The sequence below is a fragment of the Rhodopirellula sp. SH410 genome (assembly GCF_055811895.1).
Window position 1 is genome coordinate 1,642,175 of record NZ_CM147949.1, and the last position, 14,890, is coordinate 1,657,064.

Sequence of the window (14,890 nt, forward strand, 5' to 3'; positions counted from 1 at the left end):
AGGCAGTGGTGCGTTCGCGACAGCGAATGATCGAAACCGAGTGGCTACGTTCGCCAGAACGTGGATTTCCCAAAACGTGAATGTCACCGCCTGGCGACGGTCGTTGCGTTTGATTCGACGCGTTTGATGGTCTCGCTGTTCGATTAGCGCCCGCTGAAAAATCGCTTGAGTGCGTCGTCGGCCGCGTCACGCGAGGTGTCAGTCATCTCTTTCTTGATGCCTTGGGGCAGTTTGCCCGGCTTTTGCTTTTCAGGCCGTTTGAACTTCTTGGCCTTGTCGCCACTGGCGTCGCCCGCCTTCCCATCGGTGTCGTTCGCAGCACCCGTTTGGTCGGCGACGATGGTTGCGTTAACGGACAGTTCACTGCTGTCGGTATCGGGGTCATCCTGTTCTTGCAGGGTGAGGTGACGCGTATCCGGGTCATTCATTTTCCGGACGCGGTCAACCGCATCGGCTTCGTCGAGCCACGAGCTGACATCCACTTCTTCGAAGCGACTGTCCGACGAACCCTCGGCGTGGGTGCGTTCGGCGGCATCGGCAATGCTTTTGACCTCGGGTTTTTTGGCCGCATGCAAACCATGCTCGATCACCACACCGAAGCTGAGTTTGCCCACCCGGAGCATGTCGCCGTCCTTGAGGACCTTGGCTTTATCGGGCGGCAGCCGTTTTTCATTGACGAACGTTCCGTTACGACTTTTCAGGTCCTGCACCAAAACACGACCGTCCTGGACGGCAATAATGCAGTGTTTACGGCTGACGGACTCGCTCTTGGGACGCAATTGACAGGAATCGCTACGGCCGATCAGAAACTTCTCTTGGCCTACTTCGATTTCCTTGCCAGCATGGCTGCCTGATTGAACACTGAGTCTGATTTTCATGTTTCCCCTTCGCGAGCAACGAAGATTCGGTAACGGTCATTCCTCAACCATCATACTCAACGCCGCAGCGTCGCGTGTTGGCTGGATGAGGCCTAGCGTAGGTAATTTTCGCTTTGGATACCACAGTGACCTGTTTGGATAACACAAAACAGCGGTCAACGTTTCGGTTGTGAGCAGCGAGCGGGCGTCAATTGCCACATTTTATCGTTGGTCCTGTGGGTTGTTCGTCCGGGTGAGTCGACGGCGCTCGCGGCGGGCCTGACGTGTGGTTCTTCCCGCGTCACGCCCGTGGCTAGCGCCGTCGGTTCCGATCGAAACCGCATTGCGTCCACGCGATTCGGGACCAGCTCGACGGAATTCCTCCACAGAGCGAATCGCGTGAGCAGTGGGGAGTGTTGCCGCACAAAACGTAGCGGTTTTTCCTCGCTGCACGCTCCTATTTTGCGGGCGGGTTGAGTTCTTGCAGCGATTTGCCGAGACGTTTTTGGGTGGTTCCCTTGCGTGTGACCCGCTTGCGTTTGGTGGCCGTGCCCCCCCCGCTGCTGGCGTCTCCGAATAGAGCCGCGACTTCAGGGTTGATTTCCGAGGCGTTGTCGGGCGTGCCGATCTGCTCGACCGCATCGCTCACACCGAGTAGGACGGATTGACGAACGCCGTCGCGGAGCCAGTCGAAAAAGTTGAATTCCATGGTTTTCTCTTTGCGAATCAGAAGCGTTAGAAGCTACGAACGTCCTGCTTTTAGGAAAGCAGGAGGGATGATGTCTAGAGCGCAAAACCGTGAATCTCTCGCGAGTTTCCGCAACAACGGCGTTGTGACGCTAATACTTGTTTGGTAGCCTACCCCCACTAGGCTTTGACGCCCGAAACTGGTCCCCCTTTTAACAACTACCCTCAACCCCATCGGGGTGAGCCGCCGCGAGCCCAATCGGACCAGTGCTCGCTAGTTTGCTTCGCCCCTGGTATTGATTTATGGTCAACCGCAACCTCATCCGTTCACTTGAAGACGACGATATCCTGGCAGACTTGGCCCTCATGGCTCCGGAGGATGAGGTCGAAGAATGGATGATCGAGAATTTTGCTGCTGAGGAGCAGGATTACAATTCAGGGAACATCGTCGAAGGCCGAATCGTTGAACTCAACGACGAATGGGCGTTAATCGACGTCGGCTTCAAGAGCGAAGGTACCGTTGGCCTGGATGAATGGGGCCCCGAAGAAGATCCGCCGAAAGTAGGCGACGTGGTCAAGGTCCTCATCGAAGAGATGGAGGACGAGCTCGGCGCCGCCGACGATCCGTACGGCATGATCTCGCTGAGCAAGCGAAAAGCCGAAAAGATCATCGAGTGGGAAGAGATGATGGAAACGGTTGCCGAGGGCCAAGTGGTCACCGGTACCGTGATTCGCAAGATCAAGGGCGGTTTGCTCGTCGATATCGGCGTCAACGTCTTCTTGCCAGGCAGCCAAGTGGATATCCGTCGTCCCGGCGACATCGGCGATTTCATCGGCCGTGTCGTGCAAGCCGAAGTGCTTAAGATCGACGATACCCGCCGCAACATCGTCATCAGCCGTCGTAGCCTGATCGAACGTCAACGCGAGGAAGATCGCACCTACCTGATGCAGGAACTCGAAGTCGGTCAAATCCGTACCGGCATCGTCAAAAATATCGCCGATTTCGGGGCGTTCGTCGACCTCGGCGGCATCGATGGCCTGCTGCACATCACCGACATGGCTTGGGAACGCATCGGTCACCCCACCGAAATGGTTTCGATCGACCAAGAAATCGAAGTCAAAGTGCTTCACATCGATCGCGAAAAGCAAAAAATTGCGTTGGGTCTGAAGCAAAAAGATCGCAACCCGTGGGAAAACATCGAAGGCAAGTACCCCGTCGAATCACGACATCCGGGCGAAGTTGTCAACGTGATGAGCTACGGTGCTTTCGTCAAACTCGAGCCAGGTATCGAAGGCTTGGTCCACATCAGCGAAATGAGCTGGACCAAACGCGTCAACCACCCGAGCGAATTGGTCAACATCGGCGACCAAATCGAAGTCATGATCCTCGGTGTCGACCCCGAAGGGCAGCAACTGTCCCTCGGCATGAAACAGACACTGAAGAACCCATGGGACGATGTGCTCGAGAAATATCCCGAGGGCAAAGACGTCACGGGCAAGGTGCGAAACCTTACCAACTACGGGGCGTTTATCGAACTCGAAGAAGGTATCGATGGCTTGCTGCACGTCAGTGACATGTCATGGACCCGCAAGATTGCTCACCCCAGCGAAGTGCTGGAGAAAGGGCAGGAAATCGCGTGCCGCATCCTCAGCGTCGACGAACAACGCCGCCGTATCGCATTGGGTCTGAAACAACTCGATAACGATCCATGGGATGGCGACATTCCTGACAAGTATCAGCCTGGCCAGTTGGTCAAGGGCGAAGTCACCAAGATCACCAATTTCGGTGTCTTCATCGGCCTCGAAGATGGCCTCGAAGGTCTGCTCCACGTCAGCGAGTTGGCCGACCATAAGGTCGAAGACCCCGAAGAAGTCGTCAAGGTTGGCGATCAAATCGAAGTCAAGGTGCTTCGCGTTGATACCGACGAACGTAAGATCGGCCTGTCGCTCAAACGAGTGGGCTGGAGCGAAGAACAAGAGAAATCAGCCGCTGCAGCGGAAGCTGCCGAGTCCGGTGTTCCTGCAACGCTCGACGAAGGCAGCCTCAAGGGTGGACTCGGCAGTGCCGGGCCACTGTTCCCATCGGGTGGCGATTCTTAGGTCGCGTTTCTTCGATCGACGTTCTGCCGACGGACCATTGAGTGGAACGTCGGCTGAACTGTAGAAGTATTGGGTGATGCTGGTCGTCTCGCGGGACGACCGGCACACCGAGCCGCCAAACGGTACTACCATGCAGCCATGAGCGAGAGCCCATGGCTGTTTTCGTATCCTAGGGCGACGTTCTCGAACGATCCGTTGGGCGATCACGCAGGGCGTAGGCTGGCCTGGAAACGTGTTTCAGTTGATCGGCCGTTGGGACGCTCGCGGCCCATTGGTGTCGTTGCCGTTCAACCGGCAGCGGTGAGCCGAATGCTGTAAAGCATTGGGTTACGCGTGCTACCGGGCTGCTTAGGAGCGAGCGGAAGATAAGTGGCCGAACGCTCCGCGGTCGCAATGGTCGACCGCGGCGCGTTCGACCAGAATTTCAGACCGTAATTTTCCGCGTGTTCCTTACGCGACTAGGCTCATGGAAACACCCACCCCTCTCTCCTCATGATTCGTGGCAGAGAGGGGGCGTTGTGTGGTTTTCGCACCCCATGGAATCAAAGCGCAAGCCAAAGAGAACGCGGCAACCCCCACGATTTCGCGGACCCGTTTGCGGCAGTTATTCTGCGCGGAGTTCGAGTACGCTGAGGATGGCTCGGTGATCCGAGGCGACGGCCTCGTCGAGCACTCGCGTTTCAATCACTTGCCACATTTCGGTGGGATGAAACAGGATGAAATCGATTTGCCGAGTGGGTTGCCCCACGGGGATCGTTGGCATCGCTTCCTCGTTGGTCCGTTTCCAAACGGTTCCCAAGCGAGTGAGCGTTTGGCTGCCGATGCGATCGTTCATGTCCCCCATCAGGAATGCTGGGGATGTCGCCGGTTTGATCAGATTGTTGATGAATTCGGCTGATTGCACGCGTTCGGCGTCGTTGCCACGATGATCCAGGTGAGTTGCCAGCAGGTGCAGCGGGGACGCCAGCTTGGGTACGGATAGGCGCGCCGTCAGCACGCCCCGCTGTTCACCAATGCCGACGTTGGGCAAGAGTTGATTGTTGTGGTCGTCGATCGGGAACTTTGAGAGGATCGCGTTACCGTAGTGGCCGCCCTGCAGTGGGATGTTTTTTCCAAAGGCGACATGCATGTCCGTCAGCCGCGCTAGTTCGGCAGGCTGGTCGACGTCGTCGGATCGCTTCACGTTCTGGTCGACTTCTTGTAACGCCACCAGGTCAGGCTGGACGGAGCGAATCACATCGGCGATCCGTGGCAGGTCGAGTTTGCCGTCGACGCCTTCACCATGATGGATGTTGTAGCTGAGTAGCCGCAGTGTCATCGGTTCAGCAGCGTGGACGCTCACGGCCAAGAGGATGAGCGGGAGGGTGAGCAGAGCAATTTTCATTTTAAATTCCATGATTGGGGTGCAGGACGGGACGGTTTCCGTGGGGAGTCATCGGAACCCTGGGAATCGAAGGGCGGAAATCAGCTTGACGTGGCGTTCCCGCCGAGCTCATGTCATGCGGTCGCCTCCTGCCCAGTGCTCCGCATCATCGGGATGCGTTCCCTGCAAAATGACCCGCAATTTCCCGTTATCGTGTGCCTGGTCGTCCGCAGTCAATTGGCGTCACGAGTGATCGGCACGCTGCGGAAGTGGCTAGGCAGTCGCGGTCTGGGGGACGTGCTCAGCGATCCATTCGGGACGCAAGAGGAACACCAGGAGAGCTTTCTGCGCGTGCATGCGATTGCCCGCCTGGTTGATCACGTCGCTCTGTGAGCCGTCGATCACTTCGTCGGTGATCTCCTCGCCGCGAACGGCAGGCAGGCAGTGTAGGACGCGAGCGGTGGGTGGGGCTGCGGCCATCAACTCGGCATTGAGCTGGTAGTCTGCGAACGCTTGTCGACGAATCTTCGATTCGGCTTCCTGGCCCATGCTTGTCCACACATCGGTGTAGATCGCATCGGCGTGTTTCACGGCGACCAGCGGATCACTGACCTGATCGATCTGGGCATTGGGGTAGCGGGCTGCAATCCGGTCCAACCAGGGCTGGTCGAGTTCGTAGCCATCGGGCCGGGCGAGCGTGAATCGCATGCCGAGCATCGCGCAGGCCAAGGCGAGTGAGCGGGACACATTATTTCCGTCGCCGACAAAGACGACGTGCCGCCCGGTCAGCGATCCAAATGCTTCTTGGATCGTCAGCACATCGGCGATCGCTTGGCAGGGATGTGACAGATCGGTCAGGCTGTTAATGACCGGCATCGCATTGAAGCTGGCCAGTTCCTCGACGCGCTCGTGCGTTTTCGAGCGGCAGGCCACCGCGTCGACGAATTGCCCCAAGACGTTTGTGAAATCGGCGGGCGACTCACGTTTCCCCCAGCCCACCTCGTCGCCCAGGAACAGGCTTCCGCCGCCCAGTTGGGTCATGCCCGTCTCAAAACTCACGCGCGTCCGCAGACTCGGTTTCTCAAACAGCAGCGCCAGGGTATGACGCGCCAAGATCGGCGGGCGGTGGCCACTGCGGAGTTTCTCTTTGAGGTACCTCGCGGTGGCGAGAATAGAATAAAGTTCATTCGGTTCGAGATCGAACAGGGTGAGCAGGTGTCTCATGATTGGATTTCCGGTTCAGTATTCATAGCCGGGGAGTGATTGTCTTCGTCTGGGCGCAATTCCTCATCGACATCATCGTCGAGAGTGTCGTTTTCGCCCACATCATATTCTGAATCGCCAGCGGTTTGTTGCAGCAATTCCTCAGGGGCCGATTCTTCGAGATCTGGTTCTTCGAGATCTGATTCTTCGGGATCTGGGTCTTCGGGATCTGGGTCTTCGAGATCTGGGTCTTCGAGATCTGAGTCTTCGGGATCTGAATCTTCGAGATCTGAGTCTTCGAGATCTGGGTCTTCGGGATCTGATTCTTCGGGATCTGAATCTTCGGGATCTGAGTCTTCGGGATCTGATTCTTCGGGATCTGATTCTTCGGGATCTGATTCTTCGGGATCTGAGTCTTCGAGATCTGAATCTTCGAGATCTGAATCTTCGGGGTCTGAGTCCTTGAGGACTGATTCTTCGGGTGCAAGGTTCTCAGAGCGGGGCGCGGTGGTGGTTTTTTGCTGTTCCTCTAGCTCGATCCAGTCGAAGACCTGATCGACTCGATCGCACAGATTGGCGATGTCGTTGGGGCTGAGGATGAGAGGAGGTTGCATTGCGACAGCGAATTCGCCGGCTGTCGCGACGCCGAGCTGATGCTCTGCGGCGGCCTTGACCCACTGCGCCGCTGGAATATCGAGTTCTATGCCGATCGTCCGGCCGGTAACGTGCAAATCACGGACGCATTCGCGGCCTGCCAAGCGGCCGGCCAGTTCCGTGGGTAGCTCATCGAGCCCCACGTCACACCATGAGTGCTCAATCCATTGATCGAGTGTGGCGGCGGCAATTGCCGAAACCCATGAGTTGGAGGACAACTCGGGCTCATAGGCAGCGAGTGTCGGAGCGTGTTGGGCGAGTCGTTCGCTGAGCGTCAGCAGCCCACCCTCGGTACCCCCGGTCAGCCCCGCGGACATGATCACGGCGTCGGCTGTGATGGACGCGATCGCCTCATGCACCCAGAATTGGCCACCACCCTGCGGTGGAATTCGACTGTGATCGATGGCCAGGCAGGCCCCGTGGCGATCGCAGGCCTCCCGAATCGCCATGAGTTGATCGCCAGAGATTGCCTGCATCCTGTCGTGGACGTCAATCGGCGAGACCAGCACCATCGCGACCGTGTCATCAATGCGTTCGGCGAGCGACTCGAGTGGGGCGTGGGTGAACCCGGGAACGAGCGGCCATTCAGGAGAACGGGAATCCGCCCGACCGCTTGCCATGCGGCCGACGATACCGCGGCCGTGGTCACTGCCCACTGCGACCAGGCAGCGTGACGTCACGCGGCTAGTGTCCCCGGACGCTGTTGCGTCGCTGTTGGATTGGTGATGAAGGCGGCATAGAACCAATGCGTATTGCAGCAGGTTTTCCAGCGACGCTGCCGTGAGACAGGTCGCGATACCGCGTTCGTCGTGGTCCGTTAGCACGCGCAGACGCTCGGCCAACCCGCGAGCCGGGGCTGCCGAATCGACGCCCTCACCGCCCCAGTGCGATTGTGCCCACTGCGCACTGGCCGCCGCCAGGTATTGACAGTCACGTCCAGTAGCGGAGATTTTTCCGGCGTCTGCATCGAGCCAAGCCGTCGCGCGCTGTGCGTCGCTCATGCGTGGATCTCAGTTCCCACGCCATCGGTGGTGAAGATTTCCAGCAGCAAGGAGTGGCGCAAGCGGCCGTCGATGATGTGGACTTTTTGAACGCCACGATCGAGCGTTTCTAAGCAGGCTTCGACCTTGGGGATCATGCCGCCACGAATCACCCCGTCGGTGATGAGCTGGCGCGCCTCGACCGCAGACATGGCGGGGATGATGGAGCTCGGGTCCTGCTCGTCTCGACGAACCCCGTTGACGTCTGACAGGAACACGAGCTTGTCGGCCCCGAGCGATTGAGCGACCGCCATCGCGGCCGTGTCGGCATTGACATTGTAGAGCTGCCCTTCCGAGTCGTAGCACAGCGACGGAATCACGGGGACTTGGTCGGTGTACGCGAGGCTCTCGACGACGTCACGATCGACGCTGGTGACCTTGCCGACGAATCCCAAATCGGCACCGTCCGGGTCGAGCAGCTTTTCTCCATGCAGGACACAGGTCGTGCGGGGGGACAGATTCATCGCCCGCCCACCGAGCTTCTCCATCATTTGCGTGATCTCAATGTTCAGATCACCCGCCAAGACCTGCTCGACGACTTTTAGCGAGGGCGCATCGGTCACTCTTCGGCCACGAATGAACTCGGCTTGGATGCCCGCGTCCGCCATCGCTTGCGTGATCGCTTTGCCGCCACCATGCACCACGATCGGACGAAGCCCCACGGTTTCCATGAAGATCACGTCGAGCAGCAGGTGATGCAACGCCTCGCGATCTTCGAGCAAGCTGCCGCCGAGTTTGATGACGGTCGTCTTACCACGAAAACGGCGGATCCACCCCATCGCCTCGATTAGGGTGTCCGCTTTCGCAATCGCTTGGTTCATAGAATGATCGCCCGCAAGAAAAGCGGGGAATTTTACGGTTCCCAGGTCTCCGGGTCAATTCGGGACGTTTTTCGGCATTGCGGGGCGTCAGCACGCGTGCTGACGTCCGTCCGCTACCCGCTCCCACCGCCCTGCCCTCCAAAATCCAACATGCTGGATCTGCCCCCGGTAAACCCGGACGGACTCTTTCTTTCGGCAGGTGCATGGCTTCGGTCCCTTACCAGGCTGTTGATTCAGTCACCGTTCGGCCGGCAACAGTGGGCCGAATACCGTCAGGCATCGGGCAACACGAGCCAGTCGGCCGCTCACGCGACTCGGCTTAAAAAATCAACACGCCCCTAGGCTTGCTGCCGGTGTTTTTCCTCGAGCAGTTTGATCCACGGACCGACGAACGCGCCGTTGTCGTGGAAGGTTCGACCGGAAACCAAATTACGGTCAATCACACAGGGTTCGTCGACGTAGACCCCGCCGCAGACTTCTAAATCGAACTGGCATTTCGCGACCGTGGCCATGCGCCGGCCTTGAACACAGCCCGCGCGGGCGGGGATCTCGACTCCGTGACAGACGCTCATGATCGGTGCATCGATCGCAAAGAAATGCTTCGTCACGCGGATCAAATCCGGATCCTCGCGAATGTATTCGGGAGCACGCCCGCCACTGAAGAAAATGCCGAGATATTCGTCTGGATTGATATCCCGAAACGCAATGTCAGACTGGATCGTGTAGCCTTCCCATTCTTTCGTGATCGTCCATCCGGGTTTCACCTCATGCAAGACCATCTGATATCGATGAACCTCGGGGCCCGCCACGATGGGTTGGAATCCAGCTTCAATCAACCGGTAATACGGGTACATCGTGTCGAGTGTTTCCGCAGCATCGCCGATAACGATTAGCACTTTGGGTTTCATCGGACCATTCCTTCTAAATATGTTCGGGCAGCATTAATTTCGTCGGTCACCATCGCTTCGCTTTCCAGAATTGGAATGCCCCGTGGCACGGGGTGCATGAAAATCTCCGTCCAGCCGGTGAACTGGATCTTCTGGAGTGCCGCGACGAGCGGCTGAAAGTCAAACATGCCACGTCCGGGCATTTGCATCAACTCCTGTTCCTTGGGCAGGCGTTTCATGCTGCCCATGCCGTGCTCCCACGCGTAAAAGAGGGCGATCGAGGGGCCGAGCGATTCAATCAGACCCGCGATCAATGCCGGATCTTGCGGCAGGTGATAGGGGGCCAGTGCGATTGCCAAACTCGACGAGGGTGTCAATTCAGCGAGCCACTTGAGTGAGTCGGGTGAGTTGATCAGGTTGTTGGCATGGTTCTCAATGGCCAGTCGGACACCGTTGGCCTCTGCCACCTCAATGTTCGGCCGCTGGTCCTCGACAAATTGTTTGACAGCCGATTTCAGTTCCCCGCCCTTTAAGTTTTTGGGGCCCCGCCCTGCCGTCACAACGCAGTGACACCCCAAACGTCCTGCCAGGCTGAGCTCTTGGCGCATCGCCACTTGTCGATTCGCTGCGCTGAGGTCGAAACGGGACAAGCAGCCCACCGTGACATTGTATTTGCTGAGCATGTCGAGGAATTTTTCCTCGCCGATCGCGTCGAGCAGTTCTCGCTGGCTGCCGTGGGGACGCGGCCACAGATCGATCGCCTTGGCGCCTGTCTTGGCGACTTCGGGAAGAATATCGCCGAGCGAGATATGCCCATACAAGCTCGACGCGAGCAGGTAGTTGAGTTGAAATGGTTCGCTGTCGTTCTCTGCGGCGGCCGTTGGCGAACCGCTCGCTTGCAACGCAAGGGAACTCACCGCGGCCGCAGAAGCGAGCGTGAACTGACGACGCGAAAGATTGGATGTTAATTCAGGCATCTTCATTGGCTCTACTGTTAAAGGGTTAAACGATCTCGAAACCCGGGCGATTGGTCATCGTATCGAGTTTGCCCACACGCTCGGGTCGCTGGACGTTGTCGTGTGCATACAGCGTAAAGTCTTCACGGCGCAGCGGCATCGCAGTCAACTCTTGGATTGGTTCGCCTGAGATCGTCCCGCGGCTGACGAAGAACTGACCCTTCGTGCCCGTGAGCATGATGCCATTGCGGCCTTCGTCAGCGACCGGCAAGTCCCCACGGCTGCGGATCTCGATCGGGGACTCGTTGATCGCCCACCGAGCGATGTCTAAAAGAGGCGCGCCCCAGTCGGTCATTGGGCCACCAGCATAGCCGTACCAGAAACGAAATGTGTCATGACACGGATTCGTCGGGAGCTTTTGATCATTTCTTCACGTTCTGAATGAGGCCATGTGTCCCAAGCTCTATCCACGTCGTCGCCCCGCGACTTTCGACGTGGTCGACCGTGGTGTCATCGCTTGCTTTCACGTTGGTACTCCGGGCGAGCTAGCAGCTGATCGAGATACGGCTGGTATTCCGGCTGCTGCACCCAAAAGCGGCGACCCGGCTTTTCTTTGAGCAATTTTCGCTCGGGATAGTCGCTTCCCGTATCACTGTCGGCGATCGATTGGCTCAGTTCGATCGTCTGCTGCTTCAACGCGGCGGCTCTTTCCGGTTGGGAATCTGCCAGGTTGGTGGACTCGCGAGGGTCAGCCTTGAGGTCGTACAGTTCGATACGGCCTGTTTTTCGGTCGAGGATCAATTTGTCGTCGTTGTCGATCAGAACGGTCTTGTCGTTGTACTGAAATGGCAGCGGCTTTTCACGCCGGGTGAGGTCGTTGGTGAAAAGAGGTACAAGACTGATTCCATCGAGCGGGCTGCCCGCGTGATCGCGTGAGATCCCCACCAGCTCGGCCAGGGTCGGGAAAATATCGACGACGCCTGACGGATATTCGGAGATCCGTGGTTTGATAGCCGCTGGCCACTCGACGATTCCTGGCACACGCAGCCCACCTTCGTAGACGGATCCCTTGAACCCACGCAGCCCTCCGACGGAGTCAGCACCAACACCTGGCAATCCACCATTGTCGCTGTTGAACCAGACGAGTGTCTTGTCTGCGATACCCAGCTCACTCAAGCCCGAACGCAGCGTACCGAGACTTCGATCCATGGCCACCAATTCGCCGTGATGCTGTTTCCCTTTTTCGCCGAGCTGGTCAAAACTCGCGGTGTCGTCGGGATTAGCGAGAAACGGACTGTGCGGAGACCCGTACCAAATCACGGTGAACGAAGGCTTGTTGGATTGATGTTGGCGTCCAATGAACTGGAGCGCCTCAGCGACAATGACCTCGGAGGAGTCGCCGCTGAAGTCTTCGAACTCGCCCTGGCGACTTAGGATCGGATTGAGATCGAAAAAGTTGGTGACTGACAACCATTCGTCGAAGCCAAAGGTTCCGGGATGATGTGAATCACTTGCCAAAATGGGGGCGCCTGCCCCACGCAAGCCATTGAGATGCCATTTGCCAAAATGTCCGGTAGCGAACCCGGCATCCTGCATCGCTTGAGGGAGAGTTTTCTCTTGATGGCGGAGAGCATCGCCATGGGAACGAACTCCCGTGCGGTCGTGTGTCCTCCCCGTCAGCACGCTCGCGCGAGTCGGCGAACACACCGGTCCACCGGCATAGAAGCGATCCAGACGCAGCCCATTGGCTGCCATGGCATCGAGGTGCGGAGTCTTGAGAAGTGGATGATGGTAGTACCCGGTCTGGCCCCATCCCTGGTCATCGCTCATGACCAGCACAATGTGAGACGGTCGAGAGATGTGGGAGCCAATCGCTGCGGTTTCGTCGGCATGGCAGCAGTGCAGTGCGCCCAGTCCGATCAGGACGACGACCGTATTGAGAAGGCTCTGTGCCCGTGCCAGAACCCTGGAGTGCCATCCCCTTCCCGCACCGTCCCAGAGGGAGGGTGAAGTCCGGTCCAACGAACGGAACGGTTTTGGCAATCGGATGTGAGTCAGATTCGATGGCATGATGGGGGCCGTACCGGTCGAAGTTGGCGATTGTGAGTGCGGTTGCCAAAGAACAGGCAGCTCGCAAAGGTGGCTTTCCGCCAACAGCTTAATGGATTTTTTTCCAATCATGTTTAGAATGCAGCCCGCGGGGACCCTGCCGGGCGAGGGATACCCTGGTCGTGATCGGTTGTTAACCGGCCTTGCGTTTGGTCGAGGCATCGGTAACCCCGGGATGCAAAAACGTCTTCGCGGGCAAAATGGACTGCGAACCCCACGGCTCCTTTGCCGGTCATGGGTGACAAGCGGGGTGCATTCCGCACCACTTGACGCGCACGCGATGCTCTGATTATCCTGAAAAACATGCGAAATCGACTAGCCCTACGACTTCTCCTCGACCTCGGTCTGCTTCCCGGCAGCTCGAGCCGATTCGTCGTGTGACTTTAGAACGTCGCTTTTCCGCACACCGCTGAACACGAATTAGCCCGAGCCGCCTGAAATTGCGTCTCGGGCTTTTTTTGTATGCCCGTCGTCCGCCATCTTTCGCCACTCTCTTTCCTTTCACACCAACTTTTGAACTGCCATGTCCGATCCCACGCCCGTCGCGGATTCCTTCTCAGGTGAACCGGTACCCGGCGCCGCGCCGCGTCATATTCGCATCTTCGACACCACGCTTCGCGACGGCGAACAGTCGCCTGGCGCGAGTATGAATCTGGCCGAAAAGCTCGAAGTGGCCGCGGCGTTGGCTGACATGGGCGTCGATGTGATCGAAGCCGGATTCCCGATTGCCTCGCCAGGCGACTTCGAAGCCGTTCGGCAAATTGCGGCAACCATTCGCGGCGCGACCATCTGCGGGTTGGCTCGCTGCAACGAAAAGGACATCGACCGAGCTTGGGAGGCACTCAAGGTGGCCCCGAGCAGTCGCATTCACGTTTTCTTGGCAACCAGCGCGATCCACCGTCAATTCAAATTGCGGATGACGACCGATGAGATTGTCGAACGAGCGATCGCGGGCGTGCAGCGGGCGGTATCGCACTGCGATGACGTCGAGTTCTCACCCGAGGACGCCTGCCGCACCGAGCACGATTTCTTGTGCCGGGTCGTCGAGGCCGCCATCGACGCGGGGGCCACGACGATCAATGTCCCCGATACGGTCGGCTATGCGACGCCCGAAGAAGTCTTCGAGCGATTCCAAATGCTCCGCAACCGCGTCCCGAATATCGATAAAGCGGTCTTGAGCACGCACTGCCACAACGATTTGGGGATGGCCGTTGCGAACTCGTTGGCGGCCGTCGCTGGCGGTGCCGGCCAAATCGAATGCACGATCAATGGGATCGGCGAGCGAGCTGGCAACGCTGCCCTGGAGGAAATTGTGATGGCGATCCAAACGAGGCGGGACTGCTTGAATCTGACCACGGGGGTCAACTCACGCCGGCTCGTGCCCGTCAGCCGCTTGGTGAGCAAAACCACGGGGATCCATGTCCAGCGAAACAAAGCGATTGTGGGCCGCAACGCGTTTGCCCATGAATCGGGGATCCATCAAGACGGGATGCTGAAAGAACGCAGCACGTACGAGATCATGTCACCGGAGGAAGTGGGGTTTGCCAAGACCGATTTGGTGTTGGGCAAGCACAGCGGCCGGGCGGCCTTGGCCGATCGTGCAAAACAGTTGGGCTTCACGATCAGCGGTGAACAGCTGCAGCAGGTCTTTGAAAACTTCAAGATACTCGCAGATAAGAAAAAGGAAATCTATGATGGCGACATCGTGGCTCTGGTCCAGCAACAAACCAGTGGACCGGAGACGTCGCAGTGGAGTTTGCTGGATTACGAAGTGACCAGTTCCCGCAGCCAGACGCCTCGCGTGCGTGTCACCCTCGGCCACGGTGGCGAGGAGTTCACCGAACAGGTTGAACAGGGCGACGGGCCGATTGATGCCGCGTTTTGGGCTGTCGAGAAAATCACGGGCATTGAACTGGTGTGCAAGGATTTTCGCGTCCGCAGTGCTACGCTCGGACGCGATGCGATCGCCGAAGTTAACTTGGAGGTCGAACACAAAGGCCGTACGTATCGCGGGGTCGGTGTTAGTACGGACAGTGTGGAGAGCACCATTTTTGCGATCCTGAACGCGATCGATCGGATCGTTGCAGGCGACGACGTCGGTGAAGAGAGCGATCTGCCACAACCTTGAAGGTTTCCGTTGTGACCGGGGCGAATGGATCATATTGACAGGCGGCCATGGTGTGAGCCGGGGCGCCTGTGCGGTGGTGCCCGAG

General features: G+C 58.2%; 12 protein-coding genes. 2 read left to right on the top strand and 10 right to left on the bottom strand.

Going from position 1 to position 14,890, the window contains the following annotated elements; translation table 11 throughout:
• Window positions 1-143: 143 nt before the first annotated feature.
• Both SH410x_RS06170 and SH410x_RS06175 read right to left on the bottom strand, forming a co-directional pair.
• Entirely contained in the window at window positions 144-878 is a 735-nt protein-coding gene (locus SH410x_RS06170; protein WP_473675591.1) for an FHA domain-containing protein, read from the bottom strand.
• A 436-nt stretch (window positions 879-1,314) separates the two neighbouring features.
• Window positions 1,315-1,566, bottom strand: a complete 252-nt coding sequence (locus SH410x_RS06175; protein ID WP_473675593.1) for a hypothetical protein — start codon at window positions 1,564-1,566, stop codon at window positions 1,315-1,317.
• 281 nt (window positions 1,567-1,847) lie between these two features.
• Between SH410x_RS06175 and SH410x_RS06180 the strand changes: the two genes are divergently transcribed.
• Window positions 1,848-3,644, top strand: a complete 1,797-nt coding sequence (locus SH410x_RS06180) for a 30S ribosomal protein S1 (protein ID WP_473675594.1) — start codon at window positions 1,848-1,850, stop codon at window positions 3,642-3,644.
• 604 nt (window positions 3,645-4,248) lie between these two features.
• On the opposite strand, the gene SH410x_RS06185 is transcribed toward SH410x_RS06180, so the two are convergent.
• From SH410x_RS06185 to SH410x_RS06220, 8 genes are all read right to left on the bottom strand, one after another.
• Window positions 4,249-5,028: an endonuclease/exonuclease/phosphatase family protein gene (locus tag SH410x_RS06185; RefSeq protein ID WP_473675596.1), complete on the bottom strand. Its 780-nt coding sequence runs from the start codon at window positions 5,026-5,028 to the stop codon at window positions 4,249-4,251.
• Window positions 5,029-5,280: 252 nt separating this feature from the next.
• Window positions 5,281-6,231, bottom strand: coding sequence for an ornithine carbamoyltransferase (gene argF, locus SH410x_RS06190; protein WP_473675598.1), 951 nt, complete (start codon window positions 6,229-6,231; stop codon window positions 5,281-5,283).
• Complete coding sequence (locus tag SH410x_RS06195; protein WP_473675600.1) at window positions 6,228-7,865, bottom strand: aminotransferase class III-fold pyridoxal phosphate-dependent enzyme; 1,638 nt, start codon at window positions 7,863-7,865, stop codon at window positions 6,228-6,230. The genes argF and SH410x_RS06195 overlap by 4 nt, the downstream gene beginning before the upstream one ends.
• Window positions 7,862-8,725 carry an acetylglutamate kinase gene (argB, locus tag SH410x_RS06200; protein WP_473675602.1) on the bottom strand — a complete coding sequence of 288 codons (864 nt, stop codon included), beginning with the start codon at window positions 8,723-8,725 and terminating at the stop codon, window positions 7,862-7,864. Before argB ends, SH410x_RS06195 begins: the two co-directional genes overlap by 4 nt.
• Window positions 8,726-9,063: 338 nt before the next feature.
• A complete protein-coding gene (locus SH410x_RS06205) occupies window positions 9,064-9,633 on the bottom strand; it encodes a DJ-1/PfpI family protein (RefSeq protein ID WP_473675604.1) in 570 nt (189 codons plus the stop codon).
• Window positions 9,630-10,595 carry a sugar phosphate isomerase/epimerase family protein gene (locus tag SH410x_RS06210; RefSeq protein ID WP_473675605.1) on the bottom strand — a complete coding sequence of 322 codons (966 nt, stop codon included), beginning with the start codon at window positions 10,593-10,595 and terminating at the stop codon, window positions 9,630-9,632. Before SH410x_RS06210 ends, SH410x_RS06205 begins: the two co-directional genes overlap by 4 nt.
• Window positions 10,596-10,614: 19 nt before the next feature.
• The gene (locus tag SH410x_RS06215) at window positions 10,615-10,923 is read right to left on the bottom strand and encodes a hypothetical protein (RefSeq protein ID WP_473675606.1); all 309 of its coding nucleotides are present in this window, start codon (window positions 10,921-10,923) and stop codon (window positions 10,615-10,617) included.
• 155 nt (window positions 10,924-11,078) lie between these two features.
• Window positions 11,079-12,638, bottom strand: a complete 1,560-nt coding sequence (locus SH410x_RS06220; RefSeq protein WP_473675608.1) for a sulfatase family protein — start codon at window positions 12,636-12,638, stop codon at window positions 11,079-11,081.
• 562 nt (window positions 12,639-13,200) lie between these two features.
• Between SH410x_RS06220 and SH410x_RS06225 the strand changes: the two genes are divergently transcribed.
• Window positions 13,201-14,805, top strand: coding sequence for a 2-isopropylmalate synthase (locus SH410x_RS06225; protein ID WP_473675610.1), 1,605 nt, complete (start codon window positions 13,201-13,203; stop codon window positions 14,803-14,805).
• Window positions 14,806-14,890: the final 85 nt, after the last annotated feature.

Bases quoted from the DNA above. Each gene is read 5' to 3' on its own strand.
- SH410x_RS06170 (WP_473675591.1), bottom strand. From the start codon at position 878: ATGAAAATCAGACTCAGTGTTCAATCAGGCAGCCATGCTGGCAAGGAA.
- SH410x_RS06175 (WP_473675593.1), bottom strand. From the start codon at position 1,566: ATGGAATTCAACTTTTTCGACTGGCTCCGCGACGGCGTTCGTCAATCC.
- SH410x_RS06180 (WP_473675594.1), top strand. From the start codon at position 1,848: ATGGTCAACCGCAACCTCATCCGTTCACTTGAAGACGACGATATCCTG.
- SH410x_RS06185 (WP_473675596.1), bottom strand. From the start codon at position 5,028: ATGAAAATTGCTCTGCTCACCCTCCCGCTCATCCTCTTGGCCGTGAGC.
- argF (WP_473675598.1), bottom strand. From the start codon at position 6,231: ATGAGACACCTGCTCACCCTGTTCGATCTCGAACCGAATGAACTTTAT.
- SH410x_RS06195 (WP_473675600.1), bottom strand. From the start codon at position 7,865: ATGAGCGACGCACAGCGCGCGACGGCTTGGCTCGATGCAGACGCCGGA.
- argB (WP_473675602.1), bottom strand. From the start codon at position 8,725: ATGAACCAAGCGATTGCGAAAGCGGACACCCTAATCGAGGCGATGGGG.
- SH410x_RS06205 (WP_473675604.1), bottom strand. From the start codon at position 9,633: ATGAAACCCAAAGTGCTAATCGTTATCGGCGATGCTGCGGAAACACTC.
- SH410x_RS06210 (WP_473675605.1), bottom strand. From the start codon at position 10,595: ATGAAGATGCCTGAATTAACATCCAATCTTTCGCGTCGTCAGTTCACG.
- SH410x_RS06215 (WP_473675606.1), bottom strand. From the start codon at position 10,923: ATGACCGACTGGGGCGCGCCTCTTTTAGACATCGCTCGGTGGGCGATC.
- SH410x_RS06220 (WP_473675608.1), bottom strand. From the start codon at position 12,638: ATGCCATCGAATCTGACTCACATCCGATTGCCAAAACCGTTCCGTTCG.
- SH410x_RS06225 (WP_473675610.1), top strand. From the start codon at position 13,201: ATGTCCGATCCCACGCCCGTCGCGGATTCCTTCTCAGGTGAACCGGTA.